The 16855-nt window shown below is 71.6% G+C and carries 14 protein-coding genes; 12 read left to right on the top strand and 2 right to left on the bottom strand.

Annotated elements, in window-relative coordinates; genetic code table 11:
* Positions 1 to 130 precede the first annotated feature (130 nt).
* The 11 genes from ACWEN0_RS20920 to ACWEN0_RS20970 all read left to right on the top strand — a co-directional run bounded on the left by ACWEN0_RS20920 (position 131) and on the right by ACWEN0_RS20970 (position 12816).
* A complete protein-coding gene (locus ACWEN0_RS20920; protein WP_451975709.1) occupies positions 131 to 922 on the top strand; it encodes a TIGR03084 family metal-binding protein in 792 nt (263 codons plus the stop codon).
* Positions 919 to 2607 (top strand): acyclic terpene utilization AtuA family protein, encoded by a 1689-nt coding sequence (locus ACWEN0_RS20925; RefSeq protein WP_451975712.1) that lies wholly within the window; start codon positions 919 to 921, stop codon positions 2605 to 2607. The genes ACWEN0_RS20920 and ACWEN0_RS20925 overlap by 4 nt, the downstream gene beginning before the upstream one ends.
* Positions 2604 to 3752 (top strand): acyl-CoA dehydrogenase family protein, encoded by a 1149-nt coding sequence (locus tag ACWEN0_RS20930; RefSeq protein ID WP_451975714.1) that lies wholly within the window; start codon positions 2604 to 2606, stop codon positions 3750 to 3752. Before ACWEN0_RS20925 ends, ACWEN0_RS20930 begins: the two co-directional genes overlap by 4 nt.
* The gene (locus ACWEN0_RS20935) at positions 3749 to 5347 is read left to right on the top strand and encodes an acyl-CoA carboxylase subunit beta (RefSeq protein ID WP_451975717.1); all 1599 of its coding nucleotides are present in this window, start codon (positions 3749 to 3751) and stop codon (positions 5345 to 5347) included. Before ACWEN0_RS20930 ends, ACWEN0_RS20935 begins: the two co-directional genes overlap by 4 nt.
* A 7-nt stretch (positions 5348 to 5354) precedes the next feature.
* A complete protein-coding gene (locus ACWEN0_RS20940) occupies positions 5355 to 7304 on the top strand; it encodes an acetyl/propionyl/methylcrotonyl-CoA carboxylase subunit alpha (RefSeq protein ID WP_451975720.1) in 1950 nt (649 codons plus the stop codon).
* The gene (locus ACWEN0_RS20945) at positions 7301 to 8467 is read left to right on the top strand and encodes an acyl-CoA dehydrogenase family protein (RefSeq protein ID WP_451975723.1); all 1167 of its coding nucleotides are present in this window, start codon (positions 7301 to 7303) and stop codon (positions 8465 to 8467) included. Before ACWEN0_RS20940 ends, ACWEN0_RS20945 begins: the two co-directional genes overlap by 4 nt.
* A 10-nt stretch (positions 8468 to 8477) precedes the next feature.
* Complete coding sequence (locus ACWEN0_RS20950) at positions 8478 to 9311, top strand: SDR family oxidoreductase (protein WP_451975726.1); 834 nt, start codon at positions 8478 to 8480, stop codon at positions 9309 to 9311.
* Positions 9308 to 9904: a TetR/AcrR family transcriptional regulator gene (locus ACWEN0_RS20955; protein ID WP_451975728.1), complete on the top strand. Its 597-nt coding sequence runs from the start codon at positions 9308 to 9310 to the stop codon at positions 9902 to 9904. The genes ACWEN0_RS20950 and ACWEN0_RS20955 overlap by 4 nt, the downstream gene beginning before the upstream one ends.
* A 183-nt stretch (positions 9905 to 10087) precedes the next feature.
* The gene (locus ACWEN0_RS20960; RefSeq protein WP_451975731.1) at positions 10088 to 10345 is read left to right on the top strand and encodes a hypothetical protein; all 258 of its coding nucleotides are present in this window, start codon (positions 10088 to 10090) and stop codon (positions 10343 to 10345) included.
* 86 nt (positions 10346 to 10431) lie between these two features.
* Positions 10432 to 12213: a murein biosynthesis integral membrane protein MurJ gene (murJ, locus tag ACWEN0_RS20965; protein ID WP_451975734.1), complete on the top strand. Its 1782-nt coding sequence runs from the start codon at positions 10432 to 10434 to the stop codon at positions 12211 to 12213.
* Positions 12214 to 12333: 120 nt separating this feature from the next.
* Positions 12334 to 12816 (top strand): hypothetical protein, encoded by a 483-nt coding sequence (locus ACWEN0_RS20970; RefSeq protein ID WP_451975737.1) that lies wholly within the window; start codon positions 12334 to 12336, stop codon positions 12814 to 12816.
* Here ACWEN0_RS20970 and ACWEN0_RS20975 read toward each other — a convergent pair.
* Together ACWEN0_RS20975 and ACWEN0_RS20980 are read right to left on the bottom strand one after the other, a co-directional pair.
* Positions 12774 to 14141 (bottom strand): purine-cytosine permease family protein, encoded by a 1368-nt coding sequence (locus ACWEN0_RS20975; RefSeq protein WP_451975740.1) that lies wholly within the window; start codon positions 14139 to 14141, stop codon positions 12774 to 12776. The genes ACWEN0_RS20970 and ACWEN0_RS20975 overlap by 43 nt on opposite strands.
* Positions 14142 to 14292: 151 nt before the next feature.
* Complete coding sequence (locus ACWEN0_RS20980; protein ID WP_451976181.1) at positions 14293 to 15243, bottom strand: chitinase; 951 nt, start codon at positions 15241 to 15243, stop codon at positions 14293 to 14295.
* Between the two features lie 338 nt (positions 15244 to 15581).
* Here ACWEN0_RS20980 and ACWEN0_RS20985 point away from each other — a divergent pair, with 338 nt between their 5' ends.
* Positions 15582 to 16853, top strand: coding sequence for a diguanylate cyclase (locus ACWEN0_RS20985; RefSeq protein WP_451975743.1), 1272 nt, complete (start codon positions 15582 to 15584; stop codon positions 16851 to 16853).
* Positions 16854 to 16855 lie beyond the last annotated feature (2 nt).

The following is a 16855-nucleotide window of genomic DNA, read 5'->3' on the forward strand; positions in this document are numbered from 1 at the left end:
TAAGGCAGTCCGCCACTACTGGCAAGATGTCAATAGTGGGTCCGCAGCGTCCGGGACGAAACAATCAGGCGTGCTTGATTTTTCCGGCGGCCGGTGCGACGCTGGGCGCCAGGACGCAAGGAGGCGGCGGATGGCGGACCTCGGCGTGATCCTCGGGGATCTCGACGCGGAAACACGGACGATCGACGACGTGGTGGCGAACCTGCCCGCGTCGGACTGGGCGCGGGCGACACCCGCCGCGGGGTGGACGATCGCGCACCAGATCGCGCACCTGGCCTGGACCGACCGGAAGGCCCTGATCGCGGCCGCGCACCCGGAGGACTGGCAGGCCGAGGTCGAGGAGCTGCTCAAGACGGGGGAGACCTACGTCGACGACGGCGCCGCGGCCGGGGCCCGGCGACCACCGCGCGAGATCCTCGAAGACTGGCGTGCCGGGCGAGCCGCCCTCGCCGAAGCCCTCGGCGCGGTGCCGGACGGGCAGAAGCTGCCCTGGTACGGCCCGCCGATGAGCGCGGCTTCGATGGCGACCGCGCGGTTGATGGAGACCTGGGCCCACGGGCAGGACGTCTTCGACACCCTCGGCCTGCGCCGCGAGCCCACCGCCCGCATCTGGCACATCGCCCGCTTCGGCACCCGCACCCGCGACTTCGCCTACAAGGTCAACTCGCTGGCGCCACCGGTCGAGGAGTTCCGCGTCGAGCTGGCCGCGCCGGACGGCACCACCTGGGCGTTCGGCCCGGAAGACGCCGAACAGAAGCTCACCGGCAGCGCGCTCGACTTCTGCCTCGTGGTCACGCAGCGACGGCACCCGGACGACACCGACCTGGTCGCGCAGGGCGCCGACGTCGAGGAGTGGTTGACGATCGCGCAGGCCTTCGCCGGACCTCCTGGGGAAGGCCGGAAGCCGGGGCAGTTCGCATGACCTACCGCATCGGCAACGCGTCCGGTTTCTACGGCGACCGGTTCTCCGCCGTACGCGAGATGCTCACCGGCGGCCCCCTCGACGTCCTGACCGGCGATTACCTGGCCGAGCTGACGATGCTCATCCTCGGCCGCGACCGGATGAAGGACGCCAACCGCGGCTACGCCAGGACCTTCCTGCGCCAGATGGAGGAAAACCTCGGGCTGGCGAAGGAAAAGGGCGTCAAGATCGTCGCGAACGCGGGCGGGCTCAACCCGGCCGGGCTCGCGGACGCCCTGCGCGAACTGGCCGCGAAGCTCGGGCTCGACGTCAAGATCGCGCACGTCGAAGGCGACGACCTCGTGGCGCGCGCGGACGAGCTGAGCCTCGGGAAACCGTTGACCGCCAACGCCTACCTCGGTGCGTGGGGGATCGTCGAGTGCCTCAACGCGGGGGCCGACGTCGTCGTGACCGGGCGCGTCACGGACGCCTCGGTGATCGTCGGCCCGGCCGCCGCGCACTACGGCTGGGCCCGCGACGACTACGACGCCCTGGCCGGCGCGGTCGCGGCCGGGCACGTCATCGAATGCGGCGCCCAGGCCACCGGCGGCAACTACGCCTTCTTCACCGAGCACTCCCTGGGCGTGCCCGGCTTCCCGATCGCCGAGATCGAGGCCGACGGCTCCAGTGTCATCACCAAGCACCCGGGCACCGGCGGTGTCGTGAACACGGGCACGGTCACCGCCCAGCTCCTGTACGAGATCACCGGCGCCCGGTACGCCGGACCCGACGTCACCACCCGGTTCGACACGCTCTCGCTGACCGAGGACGGGCCCGACCGCGTCCGTATCTCCGGCGTCCGCGGGGAGGCGCCGCCGCCGACGCTGAAGGTCGCGCTGAACACCCTGGGCGGGTTCCGCAACGAAACGACGTTCGTCCTCACCGGACTCGACATCGAGGCGAAAGCCGCTCTGGTCAGGGACCAGCTCGAACTGTCCTTGAAGGACCGGCCGCCCGCCGAGGTCAAGTGGACACTGGCGCGCACCGACCACGCCGACGCCGACACCGAGCAGACCGCGAGCGCGCTGCTGCACGTCGCCGTCAAGGACGCCGACCCCAAGGTGGCGGGCCGCGCCTTCACGGGCGCCGCGGTCGAACTGGCGCTGGCCAGCTACCCAGGCTTCCACGTCACCGCGCCGCCGTCGGACGCGTCGCCGTTCGGCGTCTACACCGCGGCTTTTGTGGCCGCGGAGGAGGTTCCGCACGTCGCGGTCCTGCCGGACGGCATGCGTGTCGACATAGCGCCATCGGTGTCCACTCGGGACCTGTCCGATGTGGACGAGCCCGCCCTGCCCGAGCCGCTCGACCACGGCCCGGTCCGCCGCGCGCCCTTGGGCACGATCGCCGGGGCACGCAGCGGGGACAAGGGCGGCAACGCCAACCTCGGCGTCTGGGTGCGGTCCGAAGCGGCCTGGCGGTGGCTGGTGCACCGGCTGACCGTCACCGAGTTCAAGCTGCTGCTGCCCGAGACCGCCGACCTGCCGGTGACGCGCTACCTGCTGCCGAACCTGCGGGCGATGAACTTCGTCGTCGAGGGCATCCTCGGCGAGGGCGTCGCGTCGCAGGCGCGGTTCGACCCGCAGGCCAAGGCCCTCGGCGAGTGGCTGCGGTCCCGTGAGATCGACATCCCCGAGGTGCTCCTGTGACCGACCCCTTCCGGACGCCCGAACGGGCCGAACTGCGCAAGACCGTGCGGAAGTTCGTCGAGCAGGAGGTCCTGCCGCACCTCGACGACTGGGAGCGCGCCGGCGAGCTGCCGCGCGAGCTGCACCGCACGGCCGGGGACCTCGGCCTGCTCGGCGTCGGCTTCCCCGAAGAGGTCGGCGGCGGCGACGGCAACTACCTGGACGCCCTGGTCATCGCCGAGGAGATGCACTACGCGGGCGGGTCCGGCGGGCTGTTCGCCTCGCTGTTCACCTGCGGCATCGCCGTCCCGCACATCGCCGAGGCCGGCGACCCGGTCCAGGTCGAACGCTGGGTCCGCCCGACGCTCGCCGGGACCAAGATCGGCTCCCTCGCGGTCACCGAACCGGACGGCGGCTCGGACGTCGCCGGGATCCGCACCACCGCCGTCCGCGAAGGCGACGAGTACGTCATCAACGGCGCCAAGACCTACATCACTTCCGGCTGCCGTGCCGACTTCGTCACGACCGTGGTGCGCACGGGCGGCGACGGCGCGCACGGCATCTCGCTGATCGTCGTCGAGCGCGGGACGCCCGGGTTCACCGTGTCGCGCAAGCTCGAGAAGATGGGCTGGCTCTGCTCCGACACCGCCGAACTGTCCTACGTGGACGTCCGGGTGCCGGTCGAGAACCTCGTCGGCACCGAGAACAGCGGATTCGCGCAGGTGGCCACCCAGTTCGTCACGGAACGGCTTTCGCTGGCCGTGCAGGCGTATGCGCACGCCCAGCGCGCGCTCGACCTGACGCTGGACTGGTGCCGGCTGCGCGAGACGTTCGGCCGCCCGCTCATCTCGCGGCAGGTCGTGCAGCACAAGCTCACCGAGATGGCGCGTCGCGTGGACGTGGCCCGGACCTACACCCGGCAGGCCGCGATCCGGCACGTCTCGGGCGAAGAAGTCATCGCCGAAGCCTGTTTCGCCAAGAACACCGCCGTCGAAGCCGCCGAATGGGTGGTGAACGAGGCCGTCCAGCTGCACGGCGGGCTCGGCTACATGCGCGAGGCCGAGGTGGAGCGGCACTACCGCGACGTCCGGATCCTCGGCATCGGCGGCGGCACGAACGAGATCCTCACCGGCCTGGCCGCGAAGCGATTGGGATACACCTCGTGACAACCCTGAGGTCCACAGTGGACACGCGGGCCGCCGAGTTCGGCGCCAACCGCGAAGCGATGCTGGAGAAGCTCGCCGAGATCGACGCCGAGCAGGCCAAGGCGGTCGCGGGCGGCGGCGAGAAGTACGTCGAGCGGCACCGCAAGCGCGGCAAGCTCCTCGCCCGCGAGCGGATCGAGCTGCTGCTCGACCAGGACTCGCCGTTCCTCGAGCTGTCGCCGCTGGCCGCGTGGGGCACCGACTACCGCGTCGGCGCGAGCCTGGTCACCGGCATCGGGGTCGTCGAAGGCGTCGAGTGCCTGATCTCGGCCAGCGACCCGACGGTCAAGGGCGGCGCCAGCAACCCGTGGACGACGAAGAAGTCCTTCCGGGCCGCGGACATCGCCGCGCAGAACCGGCTGCCGTCGATCAACCTCGTCGAGTCCGGCGGCGCGGACCTGCCCACGCAGAAGGAGATCTTCATCCCCGGCGGCCGGATCTTCCGCGACATCACGCGCGCCTCGGCCGCGGGCTGCCCGACGGTCGCGCTGGTCTTCGGCAACTCCACCGCCGGTGGGGCCTACCTGCCGGGCATGTCGGACTACGTCGTGATGGTCAAGGAACGCGCGAAGGTGTTCCTCGGCGGGCCGCCGCTGGTCAAGATGGCCACCGGCGAGGAGTCCGACGACGAGTCGCTCGGTGGCGCCGAGATGCACGCGCGGACGTCCGGCCTGGCCGACTACCTGGCCGTCGACGAACAGGACGCGATCCGCCTGGGCCGCAACATCATCAAACGGCTCAACTGGACCAAGCAGGGGCCGACGCCGAAGCCGGACTACGAAGAGCCGCTGTACGACGCCGAGGACCTGCTCGGCATCGTGCCGCCCGACCTCAAGGTGCCGTTCGACCCGCGCGAGGTGATCGCCCGCGTCGTCGACGGCTCCGACTTCGACGAATTCAAGCCGCTCTACGGCTCGTCGCTCGTCACGGGCTGGGCGAGCATCCACGGCTACCCGGTCGGCATCCTGGCCAACGCCCAGGGCGTGCTGTTCGGCGAGGAGTCGCAGAAGGCCGCGCAGTTCATCCAGCTGGCCAACCAGATCGACACCCCGCTGGTGTTCCTGCACAACACCACCGGCTACATGGTCGGCAAGGAGTACGAGCAGAGCGGCATCATCAAGCACGGCGCGATGATGATCAACGCCGTCTCGAACTCGAAGGTGCCGCACCTGTCCGTCCTCATGGGAGCGTCCTACGGCGCCGGGCACTACGGCATGTGCGGCCGCGCCTACGATCCCCGCTTCCTGTTCGCCTGGCCGAGCGCGAAGTCCGCGGTGATGGGCCCGGCGCAGCTGGCCGGCGTGCTGTCCATCGTGGCCCGCGCGGCCACCGAGGCGCGCGGCCAGGAGTACAACGAGGACAACGACAAGGCCATGCGCGCCATGGTGGAAGGCCAGATCGAAGCCGAGTCGATGCCGATGTTCCTCTCCGGCATGCTCTACGACGACGGCATCATCGACCCGCGCGACACCCGCACGGTGCTGGGGCTGAGCCTGTCCGCGATCCACAATGGACCAGTGAAGGGCGCCGAGGGCTTCGGCGTCTTCCGGATGTGAGTGAGCGATGATCCAGAACCTGCTGGTCGCCAACCGCGGCGAGATCGCCCGCCGCGTCTTCCGCACCTGCCGCGACGCCGGGATCGGCACGGTCGCGGTCTTCTCCGACGCCGATGCCGCCGCGCCGCACGCCCTCGAAGCCGACGCCGCCGTGCGGCTGCCCGGCAACGCGCCGAGCGAGACGTACCTGCGGGCGGAGCTGCTGGTGAAGGCCGCGGCCGACACGGGTGCCGACGCCGTCCACCCCGGCTACGGCTTCCTGTCCGAGAACGCCGCGTTCGCGCGGGCCGTCCTCGATGCCGGGCTCACCTGGGTCGGGCCGCCGCCGGAGGCCATCGAGACCATGGGCTCCAAAGTGGAGTCCAAGCGGCTGATGGCGGCCGCGGGTGTCCCGGTGCTGTCCGAACTGGACCCGGCGTCGGTGACCGAAGACGACCTGCCGTTGCTGGTCAAGGCTTCCGCGGGAGGCGGTGGCCGTGGCATGCGCGTGGTCCGCTCGCTCGACGAGCTGGCCGAAGCGGTCGAAGGCGCCAGTGCGGAGGCCGGGTCGGCGTTCGGCGACCCGACCGTGTTCTGCGAGCGGTACCTGGAGACCGGGCGGCACATCGAGGTCCAGGTGCTCGCCGACCGGCACGGCACGGTGTGGGCGGTGGGGGAGCGGGAGTGCTCGATCCAGCGCCGGCACCAGAAGGTCGTCGAGGAAGCGCCGTCGCCGTTCGTCGACGACGCCATGCGCGAGGAACTGTTCGACGCCGCGCGCAAGGCCGCCCAGGCGATCGACTACGTCGGCGCGGGCACGGTCGAGTTCCTCGCCGGGCCGGACGGCAGGTTCTATTTCCTCGAGATGAACACCCGCCTGCAGGTCGAGCACCCGGTCACCGAGAACGTCACCGGCCTCGACCTGGTCGCGCTGCAGCTGCGGGTCGCCGAGGGTGAGCGGCTGCCCGCCGGCCCGCCGCCGACCGTGGGGCACTCCATCGAGGTCCGGCTCTACGCCGAAGACCCGGCCGCGGGCTGGCAGCCGCAGAGCGGCACGCTGCACACGTTCGAAGTGCCCGGCGTGAACCGTGCGTTCACCCACGGGCCGGGGCTGCGGCTGGACTCCGGGTTCGAGACCGGCTCGGTGGTGGGTGTCCACTACGACCCGATGCTCGCCAAGGTGATCACCTGGGCGCCGACCCGCGCCGAGGCCGCCCGCCGGCTCGCGAAGGCCCTCGCGGCCACGAAGATCCACGGCGTCGTCACCAACCGCGACCTGCTGGTGAACATCCTCCGTCACGAAGCCTTCCTGGCGGGCGAGACCGACACGGCGTTCTTCGACCGCCACGGCCTCGACACCCTGGCCGCGCCGCTGGCCACAGTGGACACCGAGCGGCTGTCCGCGCTCGCCGCCGCGTTGGCCGACGCGGCGGGCAACCGGGCCTCGGCGACCACGCAGCGCAGGCTGCCCAGCGGCTGGCGCAACGTCCGCTCGGCCGGGCAGCGCAAGGTCTTCACGGCGGGTGACCGCGAGTACGAAGTCAGCTACTCCCTGACCCGGGACGGGCTGAAGGCCGACGGTTACGAAGCCGAGCTGGTCAAGGCCGAACCGGGGCGGGTCGTGCTGGACGTCGCCGGGGTGCGGCGCGTCTTCGACGTCGCCCGCCACGACGGGGTGTCCTACGTGGACTCACCGCTCGGGTCGGTGGCACTCAGGGCCGAGCCGCGGTTCGCCGACCCGGACGCGGCGCTGGCCGCGGGGTCGCTGGTCGCGCCGATGCCGGGCACGGTCGTCCGGCTCGCGGTGCAGGCCGGGGACCCCGTGAAGGCGGGCGACCCGTTGCTGTGGCTCGAAGCGATGAAGATGGAACACCGGATCGCCGCGCCCGCCGACGGCGTGGTCGCGGAACTGCCGGTGACAGTGGGACAGCAGGTCGAAGTGGGCACGATCCTCGCGGTGGTGGGAGAAGCAGAATGAACGCGATGAACTTCATCGAGCCGGAGGAGCGGATCGCGCTTCGCAAGGCCGTCGCCGAGCTCGGCGCCAAGTACGGGCACGAGTACTACGCGAAGAAGGCCCGTGCGGACGAGAAGACGCACGAGCTGTGGGACGAGGCCGGGCGCCTCGGCTACCTCGGCGTCAACATCCCCGAGGAGTACGGCGGCGGGGGCGCGGGCATCGCCGACCTCGCCGCGGTGCTCGAAGAACTGGCCGCCGCGGGCTCGCCGCTGCTGCTCATGGTCGTCTCGCCGGCCATCTGCGGCACCGTGATCTCCCGCTTCGGCACCGACGAGCAGAAGAAGCAGTGGCTGCCCGGCATCGCCGACGGCACCAAGCGGATGGTCTTCGCGATCACCGAGCCGGACGCCGGGTCCAACTCGCACAAGATCACCACCACCGCCAAGCGCGACGGTGACGGGTGGGTCCTCAGTGGACGCAAGGTGTACATCTCGGGCGTCGACGAGGCCGACGCCGTGCTCATCGTCGGCCGCATGGAGGACTCGAAGACCGGCAAGCTCAAGCCGGCGCTGTTCATCCTGCCGACGAACACCGAGGGCTTCGAGTACACGAAGATCCCGATGGACATCGTCGCGCCGGAGAACCAGTTCTCGCTGTTCCTCGACGACGTCAAGCTCCCGGCCGAGGCGCTGGTCGGCGAGGAGGACGCGGCGATCGCGCAGCTGTTCGCGGGCCTCAACCCCGAACGCATCATGGGCGCGTCGTTCTCCCTCGGCATCGCCCGCTACGCGCTGGCCAAGGCCGTCTCCTACGCCAACCAGCGCCAGGTCTGGGGCACGCCGATCGGCGCCCACCAGGGTCTCGCGCACCCGCTGGCCGAGATCAAGGTCGAGCTGGAACTGGCGAAGCTGATGACGCAGAAGGCCGCGTCGCTCTACGACTCCGGCGACGACTTCGGCGCGGGGGAGTCGGCCAACATGGCCAAGTACGCCGCCGCCGAGGTCGCCATCCGCGCGACCGACCAGGCCGTGCAGACCCACGGCGGCAACGGCCTCGCCACCGAGTACGGCCTCGGCACGCTGGTCACGGCGGTGCGGCTCGGCCGGATCGCCCCGGTCAGCCGCGAGATGGTGCTCAACTTCGTCGGCCAGCACAGCCTCGGCCTCCCCAAGTCCTACTAGGAGGGTCGATATGTCCACACTGGACGGCAAGACGATCATCATGTCCGGCGGCAGCCGGGGCATCGGCGAGGCGATCGCACTCCGGGCCGCCGCCGACGGGGCGAACGTCGCCCTGCTGGCCAAGACGGCCGAACCGCACCCGAAGCTGCCCGGCACGATCTACACGGCGGCCGAGGCGATCGAGAAGGCCGGGGGGCACGCGCTGCCCATCCTCGGCGACGTCCGCGACGACGACGGGGTGGCCGCGGCCATGGCCAAGACGGTCGAACAGTTCGGCGGCATCGACATCGTCGTCAACAACGCCAGCGCGATCGACCTGACGCCGACCGAGCACGTCAGCATGAAGCGCTACGACCTCATGCAGGACATCAACGCGCGCGGCACGTTCCTGCTGTCCAAGCTGGCCATCCCGCACCTGAAGCAGGCGGCGAACGCGCACATCCTGACGCTCTCGCCGCCGATCAGCCTCGACGAGAAGTGGTTCACCGCCGGGCACCTCGCGTACAGCATCGCGAAGTACTCGATGAGCCTGGTGACCGTCGGGCTCGCGGCCGAGCTGAAGAAGGACGGCGTCGCGGTCAACTCGCTCTGGCCGCGCACGACGATCGACACGGCGGCGATCCGCAACGTCGTCGGGGCCGAGCTGGCCGACCGCAGCCGGACGCCGGAGATCATGGCCGACGCCGCGTACGCGATCCTCACCAAGCCGAGCCGCGAGGTCACCGGGAACTTCTTCCTCGACGACGAGGTGCTGCGCGCCGAGGGGGTCACCGACTTCGCGAAGTACCGGATCGGCGGCTCGGAGGAAGACCTCCAGCTCGACTTCTGGGTCGACCCGGCTTGACCGGCGTCCGCGAACCCCAGCAGGAACGCAGCCGCACCACGCGGCGGCGGCTGATCGAGGCCGCGCTCGACAGCTTCGGCGAGCGCGGCTGGCACGGCGTCACGGTGGCCGGCATCGCCGAGCGCGCGGGCGTCTCCCGCGGCGCGGCCCAGCACCACTTCCCGACGCGGGAGGACCTCGTGGTGGCGGCGGTCGACCTGCTCGGCCAGTCCCAGATCGACGAGCTGCGGGCGCAGGCCGCGGACCTGCCGAGCGGCGCGTCCCGCATCGAGCGCGTCGTCGAGATGGTGCTGAACCTCTACACGGGCCCGCTGTTCCGCGCGGCCCTGCAGCTCTGGTCGGTCGCGGCGACCGACGACGCCCTGCGCGCCGTGCTGGTGCCGCTGGAGGCCCGGGTCGGCCGGGAAGCGCACCGGGTGGCGGTGGAGCTGCTGGGCGTCGACGAGTCCCGCCCGGGCGTCCGCGAACTGGTCCAGGCCACCCTCGACCTGGGCCGCGGCCTGGGCCTGGCGAACCTGCTGACCGACGACACGCGGCGGCGGCGCCAGATCGTCCGGGAGTGGGCCCGCACGCTCGAGCTGCGGCTGAACTGAGGGGCGCGCTCCGCCGTTCGCGACGCCCGTGCCGCCTGTCGGCGCAGCCCGCACACCGTTCGGCGCGTCTTCGGCGTGCCGCGGAACCTCACCCGTGGTCAAAGCGTCATAGTGCTGTAAGTAACACAATCGGCCCAATGGGCGAATGACTATTAGTAGCGGATCTCAGAGGAAGGCAGTCCGGTGTCCGGTTCAGGAGTCGAGCTCACCCACCGCGCGATGGCGATGCTGAAGGCGGTGGCAGCAGGCCGCGCGCAGATGTCGTGCAGCTGCGAGCCCGACCTCTTCATCGACGGATTCGCCTGTTGCGATCAGATCACGGCCCACGCGCTGGCCCACGGCGGCTACCTGCGGCCCGCGGTCGAAGGCACCACCGGCCGCGTCCCGGCCGAGCTGACCGAGGCCGGCCGTGCCGCGCTGGAGATCACCGCCGCCGCCTGATCGGCCGCATCCGACGTCACGCACTGTCGTGACGTCGAACAGGTGTTCGAATTCCCATGGCTCGCCCGACCTGGCAGGCTTGAGCCATGGCGGAACCCCCACCACCGGTGGACAACGAGGCGACGGTCTTCCTCCCGAAGGAACTGCGCGGCCCGCACTGGCCGACCCGTGACCTGGACCTTTCCCGGCGGCCCTACGACGAGTTCGCCACCCAGATCGTCGCCCGGCCGCCCGCCTCGCCCGTCACCGCCGGCCGCGGGGAAGGCGCCGGCTCGTCGCTGGCCCGTTCGAGCGGCCGGATGGCCGTCGCCTCGACCGTCAGCCGGATCACCGGGTTCGTCGCGAAGCTGCTGCTGGCCGCGGTGGTCGGGACCAGGGTCGTCAACGACTCCTTCACCGTCGCGAACACGCTGCCCAACATCGTCTTCGAACTGCTCTTCGGCGGCGTGCTCGCCAGCGTCGTCGTGCCGCTGCTCGTCCGCTCCCAGGACGACCCGGACGGCGGGCGTGCCTACACGCAGCGCCTGATCACCATGGGGCTCGTGCTGCTCACGGTCGGGACGGCCGTCGCGGTCGCGATCGCGCCGCTGTTCACCGCGCTCTACGTCGACAAGTCCTCTCCGACCGCCAACCCCGCCCTCACCACCGCGCTGGCCTACCTGCTGCTGCCGCAGATCCTGTTCTACGGCCTCTTCGCGCTGCTCTCGGCGATCCTCAACGCCCAGAACGTCTTCGGCCCGCCGGCCTGGGCGCCGGTGCTGAACAACGTCGTCGTCACCGCCACGCTCGTCGTGTTCGCGCTGATGCCGGGGGAGCTGACGCTCGACCCGGTCCGGATGAGCGACCCGAAGCTGCTCGTGCTCGGCCTCGGCACCACGCTCGGCATCGTCGTGCAGGCGGTCGTGCTGATCCCGGCGTTGCTGCGCACCGGGTTCCGCTTCCGCTGGCGCTGGGGCTTCGACCCGCGCATCAAGGAGTTCGGCGGGCTCGCCGCGTGGATCCTCGGCTACGTCGTGGTGAGCCACGTCGGGTTCGTCGTGACGACCCGGGTGCTGACCGGCGGGACCAGCGGCGGCGTGACCGCCTACAGCTACGCGTCGCTGCTCTTCCAGCTGCCGTACGGCATCCTCGGCGTCTCCCTGCTGACGGCGCTCATGCCGCGGATGAGCCGCGCGGCCGCGGACGGCGACACCGTCGCGCTCGTCGGCGACCTCTCCCTGGCCTCCCGCATCTCGACCGTGCTCTTCGTGCCGATTTCGGCGGTGCTGGCCGTCGTCGGCACGCCGGTCGGCATCGCGATCTTCACCTGGGGCCGCGGCACCCTCGACGACGCGGAGCGGCTCGGCCAGACCCTCGCGGTCTCCGCCGTCGGCCTGCTGCCCTTCGCGCTCGTCATGTTGCAGCTGCGCGTGTTCTACGCGATGAAGGACGCGCGCACGCCCACCCTGATCATGCTCGTGATGACCGCCGTGAAGATCCCGCTGCTGTTCCTGTGCCGCGGCCTGCTCGACGGCGAGCACATCGTCTACGGCGTGATGCTCGTGAACGGCGCCGGGTTCGTCGTCGGCGCCGTGCTCGGGCAGGTCTGGCTGTGGGTCCGGCTGGGGCACCTGCGGAGCAAGCGGTCCCTGCGGGTCGGGCTGATCACGCTCTCCGCGAGCGCGCTCGGCGTCGGGGCCGCGGTGCTCGCCGGCTACGCCGTGCCCGGCTCCCTCGGCGCGATCCCCGCCGCCTGGGTGAAACTGCCGGTCCAGACCTTGCTCGGGATGGCCGTCCCGTTCGGGGTGCTGGCCCTGGCGAAGCTCCCGGAGTTCACCCCGGTGACCCGCCGCGTGGGCGGTCTCCTGCGGCGGTTCGCCGCTCGTTGACGACTACGGCCGGGAGGCCGATCCGGTTGTCTCGAAACGGTAACGAGACCGCTGCGATCAGCGCGTTTACAATTTCGGCGCCGCTTCCTAATATCCACCCGGTCAGCGAAGGGGTGGTTCATGACGCGCAGCGCGCGCAGGCGCCGGGACCGGGTCGCGGTCGACGAACTGCTGCGGCAGGCCGGCCTGCGGCCGCGGCGGCCCGGCTCGCGGTCGGCCGAGGCGGCGGCCCGGCGAGGTCCGGAAGCCGAGGCGCGCGGCGGTGCCGCGGGCCGGATCGCGTTGGCCTCGGCGGTTCTCGTGGTGCTCGGCGGGCTCGTACTCGCCTTGGCGACCCGGCAGGACCCCGTCCCGGGTACGACGCAGTTCCCGCAGCTGCAGCCGGCGACCGGCGTGCCGACGTCCACCGCGATCGCCGCGCCGACCCGGACGACGACGCCGTCCCCGGTGGTCATGCACGCGCGCGAGACCCCGACGCCCACGCCCACGCCGACGGTGACGGTGAACCTGCCGCCGTCCCCGACGATCACGATCACGCTCCCGACGTCCCCGTACCGCTGCTACCCCGCCGGCTGCCGTCGCGACGGCACACCGGTGCGCTGACGCAGCAGCAGGTAGATCCCGGCCGCGAGGACGAACCCGGCGGCGAACGTCAGGTCGCCGGTGGCGGGCACGGCCTTCGGGATCGGCGCGGTGTAGAGCGCCTGGTTCGCGAACAGCCCGACCGACACCACGAGCGCGACGGCGAACGCGGTGAACCCGGCGACGTTGCGGTGCCGCCGGTCGGCCAGCAGCTCGCCGAACTCCGTGCCGCGGCGCAGGTGGTGGTCGGCCAGCAGGACACCCAGCCACGGGCCGATCCAGTACGCGATGACCAGCAGGAAGTTCTCGTAGGCGTGGCCGGCGTCGGCCAGCCCGAGCCAGGCGAGCACGAACCCGACCGCGCCGAACGCCAGCGCGACGACGGCGCGGCGCCAGGCCAGCGGCAGCCGGACGCCGAGCGCGAGGAAGGCGAGCGCGCCGGAGTAGACGTTGAGGACGTTCGCGGCGACCGCGCCCAGCGCGATGGCCAGCAGCGTCGCGGCGGCGAGGAACCCGGGCAGGTGGCCGGTGAACGCCGTCGCGGGGTTGTCGTCGGCCGGGCCGCCGAGGGTCGTCGAGGCGGCGCCGGCGAGCATCAGGACGGTCGTCGAAAGGAACAGGCCACTGCCCGCGTAGAGGCCGATCGCGCGTCTTGACGCGGTTTTCGGGAGGTAGCGCGTGTAGTCGGCGGCGTACGGGTTCCAGCCCGCGGTGTAGCCGAACGCGGTGCCGACGGCGAGCAGGAACCCGCCGGTGCTGCCGGTGTTGGCCGTCGGCCCGGCCTTCGCGAAGACGACGACGCTCGCGGCGCCGAACACGACGGCCAGGACGGCGAAGACGTACTTTTCGTAGGCCTGCACGAGGTTGTGCCCGAAGAAGGCGATGACGATCTGCAGCGCGACGACGAGCACGAGGCAGGCGACGGTCGGCAGCCCGGTGAGGCTGGCGAGCGCGAAGGCACCGCTGACGCTGTTGACGGCGAACCAGCCGACCCCGGCCATCACCGACATCAGCGCGGCGGGCAGCAGGTTCCCCCGGTAGCCGAAGGCGGCCCGCCCGAGCACCATCTGCGGCACGCCGTAGCGCGGGCCGCGGGCGGAGAGGGCGCCGTGCGCGAGCGCGCCGAGCCCGTTCCCGAGGACGGCGGCGAGCGCGGCTTGCCAGAACGAGAGCCCGAAGGCGGTGACGGCGAGGACGCCGACGAAGACCGTGGCGAACTCGAGGTTGGGGGAGGCCCAGGTCCAGGCCAGCTGCCGCGGGGTGCCGTGCCGGTCGGCGTCGGCGACGGGTTCGACCCCGCCCGGCTCGACCGCGACCACCTTGCCGCCGTAGGTGGGGTTCGCCATGGGAAGACGGTAGGCGACGGAGATTGCGCCGGTGTGACGTCCGGGTTCCCGCTCACCGGCACGGGTTCCGGTCACCGGTACCCGCGAAGGCCCCCTCACCGGCCCCGATGCCGGTGAGAGGGCCTCCGACAGCCCCACTACGGGTCTGGTGTCAGCCGGTGTACCCGGCGACGATCTTGGTGAACGCGTACTTGTCCTGCGAGATCCCACTGCACTCGCCGCCGCCGCTGCAGTCGCGGTTGGTGGCCCAGAACGTGAAGCGGGCCAGGTGGTGGCTCGTCGCGTAGCCGCGGATGGAGGTGAAGTTCGCGACCGTGACGGTCTCGCCCGCGTTGTCGGTCTTGCCGTTCATCGAGGAGAGGCCGCTGTGCCGGTAGGCGGTGTCGTCGCTCCAGCCGAACGTGGTCTTGAGCTGGTTCTTCAGCCCGTCGACCGCGGACTTCGTCATGGCGGCCATGTCGCCGCCGCTGGAGAAGTCGAACGGCATGACCGACCAGACGTCGACCGGCGCGCCGATCGCCTTGGCCTGGTTGATCAGCCGCTTGCCCCACGAGTCGGGGCCGGTCGTCGTGGTGCCGATGGTGATGACGACCTTCAGGTTCGGGTTCTTCTGCTTGGTCAGCTTGACCGCGTTGAGGATGCGGTCCTGCACGGTGTTGTTCTGGAACTCGTCGGTGTTCTCGATGTCGAGGTCGATCGCCTTGAGGCCGTAGGCGTCGATCACCTTCTGGTACGCGCCCGCCAGCGCCGAGGCCGACGTGCACTTCGAGCCCAGCTTCGTGCCGGACCAGCCGCCGAACGACGGGACGACGTCCCCGCCCGCGTTGCGGATGTTCTGGATCATCGTCTTGTCCGAGCCGGTCAGCGACCGGCTGCCGTCCCACTTCGGGTTGCAGGTGCCGTCGGACAGGACGAACGCGAGGGTAAACGCTTTCACGCCGGTCGCGGACATCGCCGCGGTCGGATTGGTCTGCCCGGCCCACTGGTACAGGTACGGGGAAGCGAGCACGGGGTCGACCGCGGCCATGGCCTGCGGGGCGAAGCCGACCGCCGTCGCCATCGCGGCTCCGGCCGCGAGGGCGAGGGTGACCAGCCGGCGCACGGGGGTCGCCGATCCGGCCGGAAGCAGGCCACCCCGCGAGCGGCGGGCGACCTTCCCGCCAAGGTCGTTCGGCCGTGACTGCGGTCGGATCGGCGGCAAGCGGTGCAGCATGGGGTCCTCCAAGGAGCAGGTTGGAGCACCTCCGGTTTGAGGCGGCGGGATCATCCCGGGAGGAGCGCTGTGTGCCACCACACAGTGGACTAGACCAATGTGGCGTGTCAACCCTTCTTCGGTCGGAAAAATGACTTACCGTGCGCGCACGGCTCCGGTGCGTCGGCGGTGTGAGATTCCCCTGAAGGCGGAGTGACACCGCCCCGCATTCCGGCTACTTTGCCGAAATGGTGGGGGATTCCACGGTCGCCGCCGGCGGGGGACGCCGCCCGGGCCGGTTCCTGCCCGCCGTCGTCCTGCAGCGGTGGGCCCTGTGGCGGTTGCCGCGCCGGGCCCAGGTCTGCTACCTCGTCGCGGTCGACGTCCTCGCCGTGGCCGCCACCGCGCTGGCCGCCGTCCGGTACCCGCCGTTCGCCGCGATGCTGACGCCGTTCGCGCTGCTGCTCGGCGGGCTGCTGGTGTCGGCCGAGCTCACCCGCGGCGTGGAGCGGCACCGCGAGGACACGCTCCTCGGCCCCGGCGTCGACACGCCGTGGATCTTCGCCGGGGTGCTCGTGCTCCGGCCGGGCCTCGCCGTCGCACTGGTCGTGCTCTCCGCGCTGCACCAGTGGTTCCGGGTCCGCAGAAGACCCGTGTACCGGCAGGTGTTCGGCGCCGCGGCCACGGCGCTGGCCGGGCTCGCCGCCGGGGCGTTCCTCACCACGACCGGCGTCCGGCCGCTCGGCGAGGTCCTCGACGCCCGCACCGTCGGCCTGCTGGCCGTCGCCGGCGTGGTCTTCCTGGCCGTGAACGCCGCGCTCGTGACCGCCGCCGACGGTCCCCGCCGCCTCCGCGAAGCCCTGCCGGGCCACGCCTTCGACGCCGCGATGACGACGTCCGCCCTGCCGCTCGCCTGGGCCGTCGGAGCCGCGCCGCTGCTCGTCCCGCTGCTGGCCGGCGCCACTGTCGTGCTGCACCGCGGCGGGCAGGGTCACGGCCGCCGCGACCACGTGACCCTCGACCCCGGCACCGGGGTGCTGACCGCCGCGTCGTGGCGGGGAGCCGCCGAAGCCGAGCTGACCCGGCTCGGCCGCCACGGCCCCGGCCAGGCCGTGCTGCTGCTCGATCTCGACCACTTCCGCCAGCTCAACGACCGCTACGGCGCCCGCATCGGCGACGCCGTCCTGCGCGCGGTCGCCGACACCCTGCGCGACGAGGTCCGGGCCGCCGACCTCGTGGGCCGCTCCGGAGGCGAGGAGTTCGCGGTGCTGCTGGCCGGCACGGGCCCCTTCGACGCGATGGCGATCGCGGAGCGCATCCGGCTGCGGGTCGCGGCGACGCTGGTGGCGCTCAAGGCGTCGGGCGACGGGCCGCACTTCGTCGGCGTCACGGTGTCGATCGGCGTGGCGGGCTGCCCGGACGGCCTCCTCGCGGAGGCCCTGCTGGCGGCGGAAGCGGCCCTGCTGCGCGCGAAGGCGGCGGGCCGCAACCGGACGATCTGCGCCGAGCCGGGGCCGTGATC

The sequence above is a fragment of the Amycolatopsis sp. NPDC004378 genome (assembly GCF_053602455.1).